General features: G+C 64.7%; 12 protein-coding genes. 6 read left to right on the forward strand and 6 right to left on the reverse strand.

The features are described from left to right. Positions 1-151 precede the first annotated feature (151 nt). The 4 genes from BJD99_RS12365 to BJD99_RS12380 all read left to right on the forward strand — a co-directional run bounded on the left by BJD99_RS12365 (position 152) and on the right by BJD99_RS12380 (position 13,182). Positions 152-10,039, forward strand: coding sequence for a non-ribosomal peptide synthetase (locus BJD99_RS12365; protein ID WP_256895642.1), 9,888 nt, complete (start codon positions 152-154; stop codon positions 10,037-10,039). After that, entirely contained in the window at positions 10,036-10,941 is a 906-nt protein-coding gene (locus BJD99_RS12370) for a cyclopropane mycolic acid synthase family methyltransferase (protein WP_084347148.1), read from the forward strand. The genes BJD99_RS12365 and BJD99_RS12370 overlap by 4 nt, the downstream gene beginning before the upstream one ends. 64 nt (positions 10,942-11,005) lie before the next feature. After that, complete coding sequence (locus tag BJD99_RS12375; RefSeq protein ID WP_084347149.1) at positions 11,006-12,511, forward strand: polysaccharide biosynthesis tyrosine autokinase; 1,506 nt, start codon at positions 11,006-11,008, stop codon at positions 12,509-12,511. A gap of 8 nt (positions 12,512-12,519) precedes the next feature. Further along, positions 12,520-13,182 carry a hypothetical protein gene (locus tag BJD99_RS12380; RefSeq protein ID WP_084347150.1) on the forward strand — a complete coding sequence of 221 codons (663 nt, stop codon included), beginning with the start codon at positions 12,520-12,522 and terminating at the stop codon, positions 13,180-13,182. Positions 13,183-13,275: 93 nt separating this feature from the next. On the opposite strand, the gene BJD99_RS12385 is transcribed toward BJD99_RS12380, so the two are convergent. From BJD99_RS12385 to BJD99_RS12405, 6 genes are all read right to left on the reverse strand, one after another. Beyond that, a complete protein-coding gene (locus BJD99_RS12385; protein ID WP_143542137.1) occupies positions 13,276-13,845 on the reverse strand; it encodes a hypothetical protein in 570 nt (189 codons plus the stop codon). After that, on the reverse strand, positions 13,842-14,630 hold the full coding sequence (locus BJD99_RS12390) for a MerR family transcriptional regulator (RefSeq protein WP_256895643.1): 789 nt from the start codon (positions 14,628-14,630) through the stop codon (positions 13,842-13,844). The genes BJD99_RS12385 and BJD99_RS12390 overlap by 4 nt, the downstream gene beginning before the upstream one ends. Positions 14,631-14,698: 68 nt before the next feature. After that, positions 14,699-14,848 (reverse strand): hypothetical protein, encoded by a 150-nt coding sequence (locus tag BJD99_RS20970; protein ID WP_179142314.1) that lies wholly within the window; start codon positions 14,846-14,848, stop codon positions 14,699-14,701. Between the two features lie 24 nt (positions 14,849-14,872). Further along, on the reverse strand, positions 14,873-15,262 hold the full coding sequence (locus tag BJD99_RS12395; protein WP_179142315.1) for an STAS domain-containing protein: 390 nt from the start codon (positions 15,260-15,262) through the stop codon (positions 14,873-14,875). Positions 15,263-15,429: 167 nt separating this feature from the next. Continuing rightward, positions 15,430-15,861: a PPOX class F420-dependent oxidoreductase gene (locus BJD99_RS12400; RefSeq protein WP_084347153.1), complete on the reverse strand. Its 432-nt coding sequence runs from the start codon at positions 15,859-15,861 to the stop codon at positions 15,430-15,432. A 67-nt stretch (positions 15,862-15,928) separates the two neighbouring features. After that, positions 15,929-16,684: an IclR family transcriptional regulator gene (locus BJD99_RS12405; RefSeq protein WP_084347154.1), complete on the reverse strand. Its 756-nt coding sequence runs from the start codon at positions 16,682-16,684 to the stop codon at positions 15,929-15,931. A 75-nt stretch (positions 16,685-16,759) separates the two neighbouring features. Here BJD99_RS12405 and BJD99_RS12410 point away from each other — a divergent pair, with 75 nt between their 5' ends. After that, complete coding sequence (locus BJD99_RS12410) at positions 16,760-17,704, forward strand: acetaldehyde dehydrogenase (acetylating) (protein WP_084347155.1); 945 nt, start codon at positions 16,760-16,762, stop codon at positions 17,702-17,704. Next, on the forward strand, positions 17,701-18,735 hold the full coding sequence (gene dmpG / locus BJD99_RS12415; RefSeq protein ID WP_084347156.1) for a 4-hydroxy-2-oxovalerate aldolase: 1,035 nt from the start codon (positions 17,701-17,703) through the stop codon (positions 18,733-18,735). The genes BJD99_RS12410 and dmpG overlap by 4 nt, the downstream gene beginning before the upstream one ends. The last annotated feature ends 25 nt before the right edge of the window (positions 18,736-18,760 follow it).

Below are 18,760 nucleotides of genomic sequence, written 5' to 3' on the forward strand. Positions count from 1 at the left end.
TATCACGGAAGTCGCATTGGATAAGTAGAGCAAATACCTCCGGTCCACTAGTTTGTAAATGGGCGCTACTGATCGACGTTGCTTCAGCAACGTTCTTCCGGAGTGAAGATTGTGCCGCCGGCGCAAAGGACTGTGAGGAGGGGTAGCAGAAGTGTCGTCAGTGGAAGGTGCCCCCAGCGGGATCGACTTGTTCCCGCTGTCGCCCGCCCAGCTCAATATCTACTTCGCGCAGAAGCTGGCGCCGGGGGTTCCGTTCACCATCGCCCAGTTCGTGGAGATCCGTGGCGATATCGACCCCGCCACGTTGATCCGAGCTACCGACATCGCGTGCCGCGAGCTCGAATCGCCTGGCGTGCGCTTGGGTGAGGACGACGGGCAGCCCTATCAATGGGTCGACCTCAACGTTCCCTACGCCATGATTTACCGCGACCTTCGCGACGAGAGCGACCCCGTCGGCTACGCCCACCGCTACATGGACGAGCAATACCGAAAGCCCGTCGACTTGGTCCGCGATCAGCTGATCGCCTCGGAGATCATGCAGGTCGGCGACGCACACTACTTCTGGTACAGCCGAGCTCACCACGTCGTCATGGACGGCTTGGGTGCAATCTCCGTTCAGGAGCGCACCGCCGCCGCGTACACGGCCCTGCTGACCGGCGCCGACGTTCCCAAGACCCGCGCCGTCGGTGTCCGGGCGATCTACGACTACGAAACCGCCTACGTCGGTTCCACGCGCTACGAAGCCGACCGCGAATACTGGGTCGGCAGGCTAGACGGTCACGCCGATGCGCCACGTCTGGCAGGCACCTCGCATTCCGGTGCGGCCGTGCCCAGCGCCGTCTCGATCAGCGTCGGCGCAGTGCTCGACGACGAGCTGACCGACGCAATGGCCGCGCTCGCCCAGCGCTACAACTCTTCCGACGTCCCCGTCGTGCTCGCGACGTTCGCGCTGTACCTCGCGCGGATGACCGGCACCGACGACGTCATGCTCAGCCTCCCCGTCTCGGGTCGAGCGACCACCAAACTGCGTGACTCCTCCGGGATGATGTCCAACATCGTGCCGCTGCGCATCGGCGTCGACCCAGACGTCACCATCGAGGAACTACTGCGCCGCATCCAGGTCGAGCTCACCGGCGCGCTGCGGCATCAGCGGTTCCGCGTCGAGGACATGCAGCGTGAAACCGACGGCGGGTTCGAGGGCAGTACCTCCGCGGGCCGTGGAGCTTTCGGCCCGACCGTGAACATCATGATGTACGACAGCACAATTCGGCTCGGCAACGTCATCGGCGAATACCGTGTGCTCTCCAGCGGCCCGATCGACGACATGATGGTCAACGTCTACCCGGGGGTCGCCGGCGCCAGCACCCGCGTCGACTTCCTCGGTAACCCGGCGATTTACAGCACCGAGGAGCTGAGCACGCACCATCAGCGGTTCCTCGCGCTGCTGCGTACCGTGCTCGCAGCACCGGACGGGTTGCCGCTTGCGGACCTGAAAGTGCTTTCGCCTGCCGAAGAGGAAGCCCTGCTCGCAGTGGACTCGCAGGGTCCACGGCCTGTTCTGCTGCCCGAGTTGCTGCGGGACTCCGCCGTGGTCCGCTACGCCGGGCAGGAGCTCACGGGCATCGAATTCGTCTCTCGTGCAGACCATATCGCGGGACAGCTTGCGCCCTTCCTCACCTCACCCGAGACGCGAATCGCAATCGCGTTAGACCGCTCGATGCACTCCGTGCTGGCGTTGTGGTCCGTATCGGTAGCGGGCGCATCGTTCGTGCCCGTCGACCCGCACGATCCGACCGACCGCCTGACCTCCATGCTCGGCGGCATCGGAGTGCGCGTCGGCATCACCGGACGCGCACTGCTCGGCACGCTCCCCAGCACAGTCGAGTGGCTGGCCATCGAAGACCTTCTGGGCGCCGAAACCCTGCCCTTCGACGCTCACCAGGTTCACCTCGACAACGAGGCCTACGTCATCCATACCTCCGGTTCGACCGGAAAGCCCAAGGCCGTCAGCCTCGCTCACCGCGGGCTCGCGCAACTCGCAACAGCGGTAGTGGATCGGTACTCGGTCTCACCGGACGCGCGGGTACTGCACCTGGCGTCACCGGTGTTCGACGCGTCCATCCAGGAAATCCTGGCCGCCTTCGCTGCCGGTGCCACGCTGGTCATCGCACCCGCCGACGTGTACGCGGGGCCCGCGCTCGCAGACCTCCTGGCCGAAGAACGCATCACGCACCTCATCACCTCCCCGACCGTCCTCGCGACGCTCGAACCGCTCGACGTCAAAGGCCTCGAGGTATTCGACGTGGGCGGTGAGGCTTGCTCGCCCGCGCTCCGCGACCGGTTCGCCGACGCCGGACCCGACATGCTCGACGCCTACGGCCCGACCGAGGCAACCGTCCTCGCCACACTCTCCGCACCCATGGCCGTCGGGAAACGGATCACCATCGGTGGCCCACTGCCCGGTGTCCGCGCACTGGTACTGGACAGCCGATTGCGGCCCGTCCCGTACGGCGGAATCGGCGAGCTCTACCTCGGCGGTGACTCTCTCGCGCGAGGATACGACGGGCAACCCGGCGTCACCGCGAGCCGTTTCGTGGCCGATCCAGCTGCACCCGGTCGAAGGCTCTATCGCACAGGCGATCTGGTGCGTTGGTCGATCTTCGGCACGTCACTCGAATACCTGGGCCGCGCCGATCAGCAGCTCCAACTACACGGCCGTCGCCTCGAACTCGGGGAAATCGAATCGGTCGCACTGCAGCTGACGGGCGTCGACGCCGTTGCCGTCGACGTTCGTGAAGACCACCTCGTCGCGTACGTCGTCGGTGAGTCCGCATTCTTGAGTGCGCACCTGCGCGGCGCGCTTCCGGCGTGGATGGTTCCGGACCGCATCGTCGAACTCGAAGCGCTACCCCTCTCGGCGAGCGGCAAGCTCGACCGTCGGGCACTACCCGACCCGGCACCGACCACGGTCACCGAATACGTTGCCCCGCAATCCGATACCGAACGCGCCGTCGCTGCGGTGTTCGCCGAAGTACTGGACGTACCGATCGTCGGCCGCACCCACTCGTTCTTCGAGCTCGGTGGCGATTCGCTGAGCGCGACGCGAGTGGTGGCCAGGCTCGGCTCCGCGGTCACGCTGCCGGTCCTGTTCGACGCGCCGACCGTCGCCGCGATCGCGGATGCCATCGATTCGGCTGTCGATCAGCGAGATTCGCTCGATCTGCTCGACACCGTCATGCCCGAGCGGGTGCCGCTGTCCTACTCGCAGCAGCGGATGTGGTTTCTCAACCAATTCGATTCGGCCTCGCCCGCATACAACATGCCGGTGGCCGTGCAGTTGCCTTCGGGTGGAGACTCGGGCCTCGTCATCGCTGCGCTGCGTGACGTGCTCGAACGCCACGAATCGCTGCGCACCTACTTCCCCGACGACGGCAACGGCCCGCGCCAGGTGGTGCTGCCCACAGCCGGTGTTCTGCCCGTGATCCTCACCAGCGAAGTAGGACCCGACCAGCTCGACGACGCGATCACTGAGCTGGCATCGAAGGGTTTCGACGTCGCTGCCGAGGTCCCCATCCGCGCCTCGCTACTCGCCGTCTCCTCGCATGAGGGTTCGCCAGAGGCGACGGTTGTCGTCATCGTCATGCATCACATCTCGGTCGACGGGTGGTCGATCGATCCACTCGTCCGCGACTTCACCGTCGCCTACGCCGCGCGCACCGCCGGGCATGCCCCCACATGGCCGCGTCTGCAAGCTCAGTACAGCGAATACGCAGTGTGGAACAGAGCTGTCGTCGACGCCGCCGCCGAGGACCAATTACGTTATTGGACAATCGCACTCGATGCTCTCGATCGGCCCAGTGCAGAGCTGCCGACCGATCGCCCGCGCCCGGCCGTGCAGTCGATGCAGACTGCCGGCGTCCCTGTCGCCATCGGCACCGAAGTGCACGCCCGGATTCGTGCTCTCGCCCTCGGTGAGAACGCGACGACGTTCATGGTCGTCCATGCCGCACTTGCCCTGACTTTGAGTCGCTTCAGTGATTGCGACCGCACCGTCCTGGGTTCGCCCTCGGCCGGTCGCGGGCACGCAGCGCTCGACGACATGGTCGGAATGTTCGTCGGCACCGTGCCCTTGGCGGTCGAGGTGGACCGCGACGGCACCTTCACCGAACTCCTCGAGAGTGTTCGGCACGCAGATCTCGACGCGTTCGCACACTCCGACCTGCCGTTCGAGCGGATCGTCGACGCACTGACCACCGATCGATCCCTCGACCGTCACCCACTGTTCCAAGTGATGCTGGGATTCGACAATGCCCGCCACCAGTCGATCGAGGACCTCCCGGTCACCGTGCTGCCCATCTCCACACACACCTCCGAATTCGACCTCAACGTCGTCGTCACCGAAACTGCCGACGGTATCGCGGGCGATATCGAATACGCGATCGACCTGTACGACCGGGCGACCGTCGAACGCTTCGCCGCAGCCTTCGTGAGCGTTCTCGAAGCCGTCGTGGAGAACCCGTCCGTCGTGGTGGGGGATATCGAACTCGCCTCTCTGCCTCCGCAACCCGAGCGCGATGCGACGGGAACGCTCCTGGACGTGCTGGCAATCGAGACGGCAGACCGGATTGCTGTGGACGGTGAATCGACGCTGACCTACCGCGAACTGGACGCCCGATCCAACAGGTTGGCGCGCCTGCTGATCGACCGCGGCGCCGCACCCGAGAGCACCGTGGCGCTCTCGCTCGTACGGTCCGCGGAGTACATCGTGGCCCTGTGGGCAGTGGTGAAGTCCGGCGCTGCGTTCCTGCCGGTCGATCCGAGCTACCCGGCGCTGCGACGCGAGCAGATCCTCACCGGCACCCAGCTGGGCTTCGGCGGTGTCGAAGAGGGCATCAATTGGCTCGACGAATCGGCTGCCGAGAATTTCGACGACAGCGCATTGGTCGACGCCGACCGCGCCGCAGCGGTGCACCCGGCCCACCCCGCCTACGTCATCCACACCTCGGGATCCACCGGCATACCGAAACCCGTGACGGTGACGCATGCGGCTGTGTATGCACTTGCACAGCAGGTAGTTTCGCGCTACGACGTTACCGCTTCGTCGCGGGTGCTGCACGGATACTCGACGAACTTCGACGCCGCCGTGCTGGAACTGGTGCTGGCCTTCGGAGCAGACGCCACCATGGTCATCGCACCCACCGAGATACTCGACGGGGACGAGATGGCTCGGTTCCTCGCTACCCACTCCGTCACCCACTACCTGTCCACACCGGCCGTGCTCGCCACCGTCCCCCCGGTTACCGGTGTCACCACCGTGGCGGTCGGCGGAGACGTGCTCGGAAGCGCAGTGGTCGACGCCTGGGCACCCGGACGGCGAATGCTCAACGCGTACGGCCCTTCCGAGGCCACCGTCGTCGCGACGCTGACCGACCCGCTCGACGCCGGGGACCGCGTCACCATCGGCACACCGCTGCCACACGTGTACGCGCTCGTGCTCGACACTCGCCTACAGCAGGTCCCGGTCGGTGGCGTCGGCGAGCTGTACCTCGGTGGCATCTCGATTGCGCGCGGTTACCGCGCCCACGCCGCGCTGACCGCGGAGCGCTTCGTCGCAGGCCCCGGTGGACAGCGGCTCTATCGGACCGGCGACCTCGTACGCCGCCAGGAGTCCGGTGTTCTCGACTACCGTGGCCGCGGCGACTCCCAAGTCCAATTGCGCGGGGTACGCGTCGAACTCGGCGACGTCGAATCCGCCCTCACCGCCCATCCTTCGGTTCAGAGCGCGGTCGCCGACGTCCGCGACGGCCGAATCGTGGCCTGGGTGGTCGGGGCCGACCAGCGCGAACTCACGCCGTGGCTACTCGAACGGCTTCCGCTGTCGATGGTGCCCGCCGTGATCGTCGCAGTCGATCGCATCCCGGTCACCGCCAACGGCAAGGTCGACCTCTCCGCACTGGTCGCGCCTGCCCCGGTAACCGGAGACCTCTCGACAGCTCGAACGCTGGCCGAGGAAGTCATCCTCGGGATCTTCGCCGACGCCCTCGACGTCGTAGATCCGTCTGCCGACGCCAATTTCTTCGTGCTCGGCGGTGATTCACTCAGTGCCACACGCGCAACCTCGCGCATCGGCGCCGCACTGGGCACCCACGTTCCGGTTCGGACACTGTTCGAAGCGCCGAGTGCCCGCGCCCTCGCTGCGGCAATCGACATGCTGTCCGAGGCATACGTCAGCCCGCCCGCGCTGGTTCATCGGGCGCAGGCACACGATCACGGCGCCCTGTCTCCCGCCGAGCGACGGGTGTGGCTGCAGAACCGGTTCGACCCCACCTCGGCCGCCTACAACATCGCGTTCGCATTGCCGCTACCCGCGGACACCGACCTCGCGGTACTACGCGCCGCAATCGTCGACGTGCTCGACCGGCACCTACCGTTGCGCACCGTCTACCCGTCCACCCCGGACGGCCCGGTCGCCATGCTGCTCGACGCCGAGATCGTGGTCTCCTCGATCGACGATCGCCACGCCGACGCGAAACTGCTGGCCGAAACCGGATTCGACCTGACCGTCGAGCCACCCGTGCGGCTCAACGTCGTACACGATGTCGTATGCAGGGGCGGTGAGGTGTCGTTGGTGGTCGTCGCCCATCACATCGCCGTCGACGGGCTCTCGCTCGCCCCGTTGACCCGCGACGTCTCGATTGCGCTGACCGCAAGGCGGGCCGGGGCGCAACCCGAATTCGCCGCGCTGACAGTAGATTACGCCGACTACCGCCTGTGGCAGCAGGATGTGCTGGACTCGGTCGCAGCCGAACAGCTCGCCTATTGGCGGCGCACCCTCGCCGGGCTGCCGGACTACCTAGAGCTGCCGACCGGCACCCCGAACTCCTTCGAGAACGCGGCACCCATCGCGTTCGAACTCGACGCTGCCACGCTCGCCGACCTCCGCGGCCTCGCGAACCGTGTGGGCGCAACACTGTTCGTGGTGATCCACGCTGCCTTGGCCGCCGTGCTCGCCGAAGCCAGCGGCACCGCCGACATCGCCATCGGCACCCCGGTATCGGGACGCTCCGAACCCGCGCTCGACGACCTGGTCGGCATGTTCGTCGGCACCATCGTGCTCCGGACCGAGGTGGCACCGAACAAGACATTCGAGCAGTTCGTCACCGACGTCCGCGACCGCGACCTCGACGCATTCGCGCACTCGGCCGTCCCCTTCGACTGGGTCGTCGAGGCCGTGGAACCGGCCAGAGCCATCGACTCCCACCCACTGTTCCAGGTGCTCCTCGCCGTCGGCGCGCTGGAGATCCCGACCTTCGAACTCGGCACCGGTGAAGTATCGCCGCAGCGAATCGACATCTCCGAGAACCAGTTCGACCTCGAAGTCGTCATCGAGCACACCGCCGAAGGTCTGAGTGGACAACTCGGTTACTCCGGCGAACGCTTCGAACGCTCCGTGTGCGTCGCCCTCGCCGAACGCCTGGAGTCGGTACTCCGACTCGTCGCGGCACGCCCGGACATCGAACTCGGCAGCCTCGATTTTCTCGCGGCCCGCTCGAACGTCCTCTCGCACAACGACGGTGCCGAAGATCGCTACACCCTCGGCACCCTCGTGCGCCGGGCCGCCGAGACCTGGCCGGACGCAACAGCCGTCGTCGACGGCGGCGAATCACTGACGTACACCGAACTGGACCGTCGCTCGAATATGCTGATGGACAGCATCATCGCCGAAGGCGCGGGACCGGGAACGCTGGTTGCCGTCGCACTGCCGCGGTCCGCCGATCTCGTAGCGGCACTATGGGCCGTCGCCAAGAGCGGTGCAGGCTACCTGCCGATCGACCCGAACCATCCGGCCGCGCGCATCGAGGAAATCCTCGAACACGCCCAGCCCGTCACCGGCATCACCAGGGCGTCCCTCGCTCCCGACGGAGGACGATGGGTGACGGTCGACAACCTTTCCGAACCAGCCACGCTTCGCTCGAATGTCGAAAACACCGCATATCTCGACGACACCGCATATGTCATCTACACCTCGGGTTCGACGGGTGCCCCCAAGGGCGTGCGCGTGACACACCGGGGAATCGCGGATCTGGTGCAGAGCCAACGCGAAACGTTCGGAGTCGAGACCGAATCCCGGGTACTGCAGTTCGCATCCCCAGGTTTCGACGCCTCGATCTTCGAAATGCTCCTCGCATTCGGAGTCGGCGCAGCCGTGGTCGTCGTGCCCGCCGAGGTCTACGCGGGCCGTGAACTCGAAAAGTTCATCACCAGCACCGCCGTCACACACGTGTGCCTGACCCCGACCGTCCTGCAGATCACCGACCCGGCGGCCACACCGACCGTCGACGTCGTCATCATGGCCGGCGAAGCAGCCAATACCGAACTGGTGCAACGCTGGTCGCACAGCAGCACCGTGTTCAACGCCTACGGACCGACCGAGGCCACGGTCATGGGAACCTGCACGCCCGCACTGAAACACCTCGCCGCGGTGACCATCGGCGGACCGGTGCGCGGGTTCGACGCCGTCGTCCTCGACGCACGGCTGCGGCCCGTACCGGACAACGTGGTGGGGGAGCTGTACCTCGGTGGCCCAGGGCTGGCCGAAGGATACCTGTCCCAGCCCGGACTCACCGCAAGCCGCTTCGTACCGAACATGCTGGGCCACAAAGGAACACGCCTCTACCGAACCGGCGACCTCGTCCGGTGGGTGGAGCACCGGAACTTGCGCGAACTCGAATACCTCGGACGCGTCGACTCGCAGGTCAAGATCCGTGGCCATCGCGTCGAACTCGCAGAGGTGGAAGCAGCGCTGCTGCGGCATCCCGACGTCGAACAGGCCTGTGTGGTCGGGCACGATCACTCGTTGGCCGCCTACATCGCCGGCGACACCGATGCCGGCTCGGTCCGCGAATTCCTCACGCGCACAATCCCTTCCTACATGGTTCCTGGCTCGGTCACCGTCGTGGACACGCTCCCGATGTCGATCTCCGGGAAGATCGACGCGCGAGCGCTACCCGAGCCCACGCTGGCGACCGTCGTGCATCTTGCGCCGTCGACCCCGCTGGAGTGGAGCGTGCGGGCGTCGTTCGCGGAGGTTCTCGAGATCGACGCCGACCGCATCGGCGTCGACGACAACTTCTTCGACCTCGGCGGGCACTCACTGTCCGTGGTGCGCGTGATGGACAACCTCGGCGACGAACTCGGACGTCCGGTACCTGTCAGCTGGCTGTTGACGCACCCGACAGCGGCGTCGTTGGCGGCGAAGCTGGACGGACTCGGCGACGCCGGCGACGACGTTTTCGATGTCGTACTGCCACTGCGAGTCGAGGGCGAAGGAGAGCCACTGTTCTGCATCCACCCCGCCATCGGCATCGCGTGGAGCTACCTGTCCTTGCTCTCGGTCACCGACCGACCGCTCTACGGACTCCAGGTTCCCGGCATCGCCAGCGGTGAACCCTCGCCTGCCTCCATCGACGCGTTCGCGGCCCGATACGTGCGGGAGATCCGCGCAGTTCAGCCCACCGGGCCCTACCACCTGCTCGGGTGGTCGCTCGGTGGAGTGATCGCGCATGCCGTCGCGACCGTCCTGCAGAGCTCGGGGGAGGAAGTCGCGCTACTCGCACTGCTCGACCCGCAGCTGAGCGTGCCTACCGACACCACTGCCGACGCCGTCGACTTCGGTGTCGAGGATCTGGCGCGCCAACTGGGAGTCACCGGGTCCTCGTTCGAGGAAATCGTGACGCAATTGCGTTACACACGAAGCGAACTCGGATTCCTTACCAGCGACCATCTCCGCAGAATGTATGCCCCGGTAGTGGCAGCTCCGCGGTGGGTGGCAGCACACCGACCCCGAATATACGACGGTGACGTCGTGTACTTTGCGGCCCGTGAATCTCACGGTTCGCACCAATGGGAACAGTACGTCGGCGGCCATCTCTCGGTCATCCGCATCGATGCTGAACACGAAGACCTGCTGGGTGAAGCAAGCGCCCACACCATAGGCCGAGCAATCGGCACCACCTCGGTCGCGGAAGGCGTGGCGTGACGAACCGATCCAGCACTGTCAAGAAGCTCGAGCCTTATGTCGACAATGTGCAGGCGCATTACGACCTGTCCGACGAGTTCTTCGAGCTGTTCCTCGACCCGAGCATGACCTACAGCTGTGCGTACTTCGAGCGCGAAGATATGACGCTCGAGCAAGCACAGCTGGCGAAAATCGATCTCGCGCTGGGCAAGCTGGACTTGCAGCCCGGGATGACATTGCTCGACGTCGGATGCGGTTGGGGCTCGTTGGCCAAGCGTGCAGTGGAGAAGTACGACGTCGACGTCATCGGTTTGACGTTGAGTCGAAACCAATACGACCACGCGCGTAAAACTGTGGCGGACCTGTCGAGTGCACGCACGGTGGACATCCGTCTGCAGGGCTGGGAAGAGTTCGACGAGCCCGTCGACCGCATCGTCAGCATCGGCGCATTCGAACACTTTCGGCGTCAGCGATATTCGGCGTTCTTCGATAAGTGCCGCTCGGTTCTCCCCGCCGACGGCCGGATGCTGCTGCACACCATCGTGATGCGCCCGCTCGCGGAAGTCATCGCCAGCGGGGTGGAGTTCACCCGCGACGACGCACACTTCGTGCGTTTCATCATGCGCGAGATATTTCCCGGCGGACAGTTGGCGCTGTCGGACATGGTGACCAAGAAGTCCACCGAGGCCGGATTCCGCGTAGAGCGCGAGCATGCGCTCGGACCGCACTACGCACGCACACTGGACGAATGGACCGACCGGCTCGTCGCTGCGCGGCCGCAAGCAATCGCCCTGTCCTCGGAAGAGAACTACGACAGGTACATCCACTACCTCACCGGATGCTCATCGCGCTTCAAAGACGGGCGCATCGACGTCGTGCAATTCACTCTTGCGCCGGAAGTGGTGCCCGTACGAACCGAGTGAGCCTGCGTACCAAGACATGAAGCCATAAATTTTAAAGCTCGACCGAAAATATTAGGGAGCCCAAGTGGAAATCCAGGACTACCTCCAGATCCTGCGAACGCGGTGGATGATCATCGTCGTCACCGTTGCCGTCGCCATCCTGGGCGCACTAGCGGCCTCACTTCTCACCACGCCGACTTACCAGTCGTGCAGTCGAGTCTTCGTCTCCACCTCCGGTGGGTCGACAGTGAGCGAAAGCTACCAGGGCAACCTCTTCGCGCAGCAGCGCGTGTCGTCGTACTCCGAGCTCGTCACCGGAGAGACGTTGGCCGCCCGCACGATCGACGAACTCGGCTTGAACATCACGCCCGCCGAATTGGCCGCCAAGGTCACCGCGACATCGACGCCGGACACCGTCCTGCTCGACACCTGCGTCGTCGACACCAACCCCGGAACCGCACGCGACGTCGCGAACTCGCTGGGCAACCAGTTGACCATCCTCGTCCGTGAGCTCGAGACTCCCGAAGACGGCGGCGCGCCTGCCTCCGGTGTCCGGTTGGTCGAGCAGGCCAAGGAATCCGCTGAACCGGTCAGCCCGAAGACAACTCGTAACCTTGCCCTCGGAGCCGCAGTGGGCCTGCTCCTCGGCATCGCGCTCGCAGTCCTTCGCGACCGCCTCGACAACACCATCAAGACTCGTAAGAAGCTCGAAGCTGCCTCCAACACAGCACTTGTCGGCACCATTCCTTACGACAAGGCGTTCAAGGAATCCGCGATCGTCTCCTTCGGTGCAACACACTCGGTGAGCGCCGAAGGCTTCCGCGAACTGCGTACCAACCTGCAGTTCCTCGAAGTCGACCATCCGCCGCGCGTCATCGTCGTTACCAGTGCAGTGCCCGCCGAAGGAAAGACGACCGTTGCGGTCAACCTCGCGCTCGCTCTCGCCGAAGCAGGCCACCGCGTCGTGCTCGTCGAAGGCGATCTACGACGCCCCCGCGTGTCGAAGTACCTCGGACTCATCGGTTCGGTCGGCCTGTCGACCGTCCTCGCCGGGCAAGCAGACATCACCGATGTCCTCCAGCCCAGCAGCTACGAAGGACTCGACGTCCTCGCATCGGGACCGCTGCCGCCGAACCCGTCGGAACTGCTCGGATCGGAAGCATCACGTCGCGTCATCGAAGAACTGCGTTCACGCTTCGACTACGTGATCATCGACGGTGCACCACTTCTGCCGGTCACCGACTCCGCACTGCTCACCACCCACAGTGACGGTGCGCTGATCGTCGCCCGCTTCGGGCACACCAGCGAAAACGAAGTATCCCGGGCCGTCGGCAATCTCGAGACCATCGGCGCCCACGTTCTCGGCGCGGTCTTCACGATGATGCCCCTCAGCCGCAAGGGCGGCGAAGGCTACTCGTACTACTACGAGACCGACAAAACCATCGCACGCCAGACGCCGAGCCCGGTCACTCCGGGAACAGTCTCTACGCAGTGGTCGCCGCCCGAAGGACCAAGTGTGCCCGTCTCGACGCAGAAGGCCGACGTCTCGGCTCCCGCCACCGTCACTTCGGGCCGGCGGCACCGAGAATGAGACGTGCGATGGCCGCAGGAGCGGTGGCTGCTGCGGCCATCGCGTTCGGCACAGGAGCACTCGTCGGGCCGAGCGCCGTCGCAGCACCAGGGGCGATCGTCGGGCCGGGGACGGGATACATCACCACCGGCGGCCTCGACGATCTGACCGCATGCTCCTTCGCCGCAGTCGGATACGACGCGGCGGGCACCCTCGTCGGTCTGACGGCGGGGCACTGCATCCTCTCGCCCGGCCTGCCGGTCACGCTCATCGGTAACCCCGGAGCCGGGCCCGTCGGAACGACCGTCGCCTCGCACTGGGGTCCCGACTACGGAGTCATCGCACTCGACCCCGCAAAAGTGATCCCAGTGTCCTCGGCAGGAGGCGTCACCGTCACCGGCATCGGACAAGCAGTTCCGGGACAACCCGTTTGCAAAACCGGAGTAGCCAGCGGCGTCACCTGCGGCACAATCCGCGAAGTCCGCGGATCCGACCTCGTGACCGATACCCCGACAGTGTGGGCAGACTCAGGAAGCGCACTGGTCAGCGGAACCACCCTCGTCGGCATCGCCAGCCACGCCGACGGAGTGCCCCTGCTGAGCCCCACCGTCTACGCATCGGCTCTCGACTCGGTGAACATGCTCGGTGCACGCGGCGGAACAGGCGCGGGCTTCCGGCCGATCGGTTCCTGAACACGCTGTACCTGTGGTGCTGGGCATGGTGTTCCAGTTGCGTCCGATATGCGCGGGATTCCGCCCGTAGAAGGCGCAAGTGGAACACCATGCTCAAGTGCGGGGTGCCTCGGCCTTCATCAGGGCCACGAAGTCCGCCGGGTCGTCGAGACACAGACTGACGTGGCTGACCGAACCTGCCTGTCGATACTTGGGAATAAGCGCAGGCAACTGTGCGTCGACCTGTCTTCGGAGAGTGATGTCGACCGAGGTGCCATTCGCGTTGGGGAGAAACAGGCGCCCGTCACGAAGGGTCGGCGTGGTCTCGGAGAATCGGCGAATCAACGCTACGGACGCAATGTCGTTGCGGCACAGCGACAACACCGTGTACCCAGACTGACGCAGCACGAGGTGTGTGTCGGTCACATAGTGGGGGTGCACACGATGGATTGCTATCGAGCCCAATAGTGCCACCAACGACCAGATCGACACGACCGCGACAAGTAGTCGGAGCCATGGCCACGGCAGAATCAGGTGCAAGACCACTAGTTCGACAAGCGTTGCCACACCGAAAGCGGCGGGTATCGCGAGGGTGCCCTGGTGTGCAACGAGCGGAACCGCATGCTGCGGAACGTCGGTGTGTCCCCGAACCCACCTCCACAACGACAAGTAAGCGCGCATCATCGACCCTCGTGCGGACCGGCTGTCCACCGCCGCTGAACACGAGCAACAACCTCGCGCTGCGCAGGGTCTTCGATGATGTCCTCGAGTGTCATCGCGGGACGGTTATCGGGTGAATCCTCCGGCAAACCCGCGAACCCGTCGGGGTAGAGCGAAATCAGGCTCTGGGCAACATGATCGATCTCGGCTTCTACCGACGCAGGATCGCGTCCTTCCAGCCCCGTCCATTCCGATATCGCCGACAAATATGAGCTTCGGCGTGCGTCGTCAGCGAGCATGGACACATACGAGGACAGCAACTCATCCGGTGCACGACCCGAGATGGCAAGCAGTTCGAGCATGTCGCGTTCACGTCGAAGGCTGTCGGCCAGAGCCTGATCCGCGGAGTTGTCGATCGCGCTGTCCAGAGCTTCGGCAAGATCGGTCGGGAGTGCAGACAACTCAGTTCCCGATGCGGCGCGTTCGAGCATCACGACCAGCCGAGCATGTCGGGCAGCGAGCTTGGCCTGTTCAGCTTCGATCCCGTCGATCAAGGCAGTGAGATCCTCGACGGCATCACTCTTGTCCTCGCAGCCGGCGCTGACCGACAGCACCGTATCCACGGACCCGAGGGGTACCCCGGCGTCGGCGAGCCAACGAATCCTCATCAAGCGAATCAGATCTTCGAGGCGATACTCCCGGTAACCATTCGGCAGTCTCGGGGGCTCATCCATCAACCCCAGGCGGTGGTAATGCCGCACGGTACGGGGGGTGGTCTCGGCGGCCTCTGCCAACTGACTGATTCTCACGCCATCAGTGTCGACTATGACGCTGCGTCAAGGTCAAGGATTTCGCGGCCGCAATCCCTGCGGGCGGGTTACAAGATCCGGTGCGGTGAGCGATCCGAGGACGGGCGGGATCGGTCGGCGTCGACGAACATCTGCAGAAACGACGTCGGTCTGGACTCTTCGTTGTCCGATGACCCGTGACCGATGTCGAGGGTGCGGGGGAGATCGTGATCTGTCATGGTGGCCTCCTGATTCGGCTGAACTTATCGGGGGAGAAGTGAGGACGGACGATGGTCGACGAGAAGTGCAGCAGCACCGAGGGATTCGATGACCATCCGCGCCGGGCGGGTGGGGGCGAACACACGCACGCTGCCGTCGGACGCCAATGCAGAGGTGATGACAGCATTGACCGCACCGGAGTACATGAACGACACCGCGGACAGGTCGATCAGCACATCCGCACCCGAGGCAGTGAGCTGGCCGAGGTTGTGGGTCAATGCCGTTCGCGAAGACATGTCGAGATCGCCGGATACTCGCAGTACGGCGTAGGAATCCGAGTAGGACTCCACTTCGATCGAGTACCGCGGTGTCTGAACTGTCGAATCCGAGACGCGATCTTCCAATACCTGGCGGGCGATGTCGGTAACAGTCATCTTTCGGCACCTTCCCTCGACGTTGCGTGTTCTACATAGCAACCCTGTCAGGGCAAGATCTCTCCGCTGGAACCTCGCGGTCACGATACGGCCACCGAGAAGTAACGAACCAGTAACGACGTGCTGGTTGTGGCGGCTGAAATGCGCCGACGCCCGTGGCTTCCCGGTCAGCCGATGGATTGTCCGTACACGCGCTCGACTGCGATCTTCAAAAGAACTCGACGGTCGGAGACCATCGTCGCGCGATATTCCTCCCAGTTCGGGTGCTCACCGGAGGCCGCTCGGTAGTAGTCGACCAAGGCGTCCACCTCGTCGCCGTGTGGATCGGTCCCCGGGCCCACCAACGTCGCGGTGCCCTCGGCCGTCGCCCACGACCGCCCGTCAGAGCTGGTCACCTCCAGCGTCGCCCGAGGATCGCGTCGTAGATTGTTGGTCTTGGCGCGGCCATCCGTCACCGAGATGAGCATTTCCCCGGACGCCCGGTCGTAGAGCGGCGTGACTGGCGACAGCTGCGGTCGACCGTCGGACTTGATCGTCGCAAGAACCCCGAGCCTGCTCGACGCGAGGAGCTCGTGCGGATCGAACTGCGCTTCGGTCATGAACGAACCCCCGGCTGGTATGGACTCATCTGTACTTCGAGCGTAGACCGCAGAGTGGTAGCCCGCCTCAGTTTCCCCGAGCGGTCGACCCACGGGAGAGGACTCGACTCAGGGACAGTGCGGCCGTACGCACGGCAGGGGCGAGCAACTCGGGCCTGAACTGCGCCTTCGGGACGGACACCGACAGTGCTGCAACCGGTTTGCCTGCCATCGTGACAGGAGCTGCCACGCAACACCCGCCGATCGCGGACTCTTCACGCTCGGATGCGACGCCGGTGCGTCGAACCGAATCGATTTCGAGTGCAAGCCTTTTGGGGTCGGTGATCGAATTCGGAGTACAACGCCGCAGCGGCTGGGCAAGCACCTCTGCCACCACGTCCGGGTCCTCGGATGCGAGCAGCGCCTTACCCACCGCCGTACACGTCAACGGCAGCCGTCCGCCGGTGTGCGAGGGAAACGGCATCGCCGAGCGGCCGTGAATCTTCTCCACGTAGACCGCGTCGAACCGATCTCTGACGGCGAGGTGAACCGTCTGCTCGGTCACGGCGAAGAGATCTTGCATGAACGGGAGCGCCGCCGATCGAAGGCTGTGTTTGATGGCGACACGCTCACCGAGTTCGAACAGTGCCATTCCGAGCTCGAATTTGCTCCCGGTCCGCGTGAGCCAGCCGAGGTCCGCCAGGCTCACCAGCACGCGGTGGGTGGTGGATCTGGGCAGACCCGTCCGAGCACAGACCTCGGCGAGAGAAAGTGCCGTTCCACCGGGAAACGAGTACAGCACCAGAGCCGACCTCTCCAACAATGACGACCTGTCCCGTTCCATGGGACAGATCCTATGCACCGGAGCGGAGCGTGGATAGCGTCGATACCAACATCGGACACGCGAAGGCGGGCATATATGAGCACGAAAGTTGCGGTCATCGGATCGGGCAACATCGGTACCGATCTGGTGATCAAGTTGAAAAGGATCGCCAAGAACGTCGAGATTGCCGTACTGGTGGGCATCGACCCCAATTCCGACGGACTGGCTCGCGCCAGGCGGTTGGGAGTCTCCACCGTCGATTCGGGTGTGCAGGGATTGATCGATCACCCCGATTTCGCCGACATCGAGATCATCTTCGACTCCACGTCCGCCCAGGCGCACATAGCGAACGAGGCAGCACTGCGGCCCTACGGCAAGCGCCTGATCGACCTGACGCCTGCCGCCATCGGCCCATTTGTGGTGCCCGCAGTCAACCTCGACGAGCACCTCGACGCACCGATCGTGAACATGGTGACGTGTGGCGGACAGGCGACCATCCCGATCGTCGCCGCGATTTCCTCGGTCACCGACGTGCACTACGCAGAGATCGTGGCATCGATCGCGTCGAAGTCCGCTGGACCCGGAACACGAGCCAACATCGACGAGTTCACCGAAACCACCTCGGAGGCAATCGAGAAGGTCGGCGGAGCTGCGCACGGTAAGGCGATCATCGTCCTCAACCCCGCCGAGCCGCCGCTGATCATGCGCGACACGGTGCTGGCGCTGGTATCGAACCCTGATCAGGACAAGATCCGTCAGTCGATTCTGGACATGGTCGCGAAGGTTTCGGCATATGTGCCCGGCTACCGGCTCAAGCAGGAAGTCCAGTTCACCCAGCTCGACGACGCGGAATCCGTCGCAACCCTTACCGGTGGCGTCGAAAAGGGCCCAGGCCTGTGGAAGGTGTCGGTGTTCCTCGAGGTCGAAGGCGCCGCTCACTACCTGCCCGCATACGCAGGAAATCTGGACATCATGACCTCCGCTGCTCTTCAGGTCGCGGAGAAGCTGGCTGAGAACAAGACTCTGGAGGCTGCACGATGACTCGCCCCAACGCAAACGACGGCGCCGCGCTCTACATCCAAGATGTGACGCTGCGCGACGGGATGCACGCGATGCGTCACCGGATCACCCCGGAAAACGTCGCCCGGATCGCAAGTGCCCTGGACAGTGCAGGCGTCGACGCCATCGAGGTCACCCACGGTGACGGCCTCGCCGGCCACAGCCTCACCTACGGGCCGGGCAGCAACACCGACTGGGAATGGATCGAAGCCGCAGCCGAGGTCGTTCATCGTGCAAAGCTGACGACGCTGCTGCTCCCAGGCGTGGGCACCGTGAAGGAACTCGAGCATGCATTCAAGCTCGGAGTCACCTCCGTCCGCGTCGCGACACACTGCACCGAGGCCGACGTCTCGGCACAGCACATCGGCAAGGCACGCGAACTGGGCATGGACGTGTCCGGCTTCCTGATGATGTCACACCTGGCTGAGCCTGCGAAGCTCGCCGAGCAGGCCAAGCTGATGGAATCCTATGGGGCGCATTGCGTTTACGTCACCGACTCCGGTGGCCGTCTGACGATGGACGGTGTACGAGCACGAGTGCGCGCATACCGCGACGTCCTCGACCCGGAAACCCAGATCGGCATCCACGCCCACCAGAACCTGTCGCTGTCGGTAGCGAACTCGGTTGTGGCGGTAGAGGAAGGCGTCATGCGTGTCGACGCTTCGCTCGCCGGTCACGGCGCCGGTGCAGGTAACTGCCCGATCGAGCCGTTCGTCGCCGTCGCTGACCTCAACGGTTGGAAGCACGGCTGCGATCTGTTCGGCTTGCAGGATGCCGCTGACGACATCGTGCGTCCGCTCCAGGACCGGCCGGTCCAGGTCGACCGCGAGACGTTGACCCTCGGCTACGCGGGCGTCTACTCGAGCTTCCTGCGTCACGCCGAGTCCGCTGCCAAGCAGTACGGACTCGACACTCGTGCGATCCTGCTCGCCGTCGGCGAACGCGGACTCGTCGGCGGTCAGGAAGACCTGATCACCGATATCGCACTGGATTTGGCTGCCGCTCGCAAGTAGTCTTCACGCAACAAGTACCCCGGGT

The organism is Rhodococcus sp. 1163 (assembly GCF_002091985.1).
Taxonomy (GTDB): Bacteria; Actinomycetota; Actinomycetes; order Mycobacteriales; family Mycobacteriaceae; genus Rhodococcoides.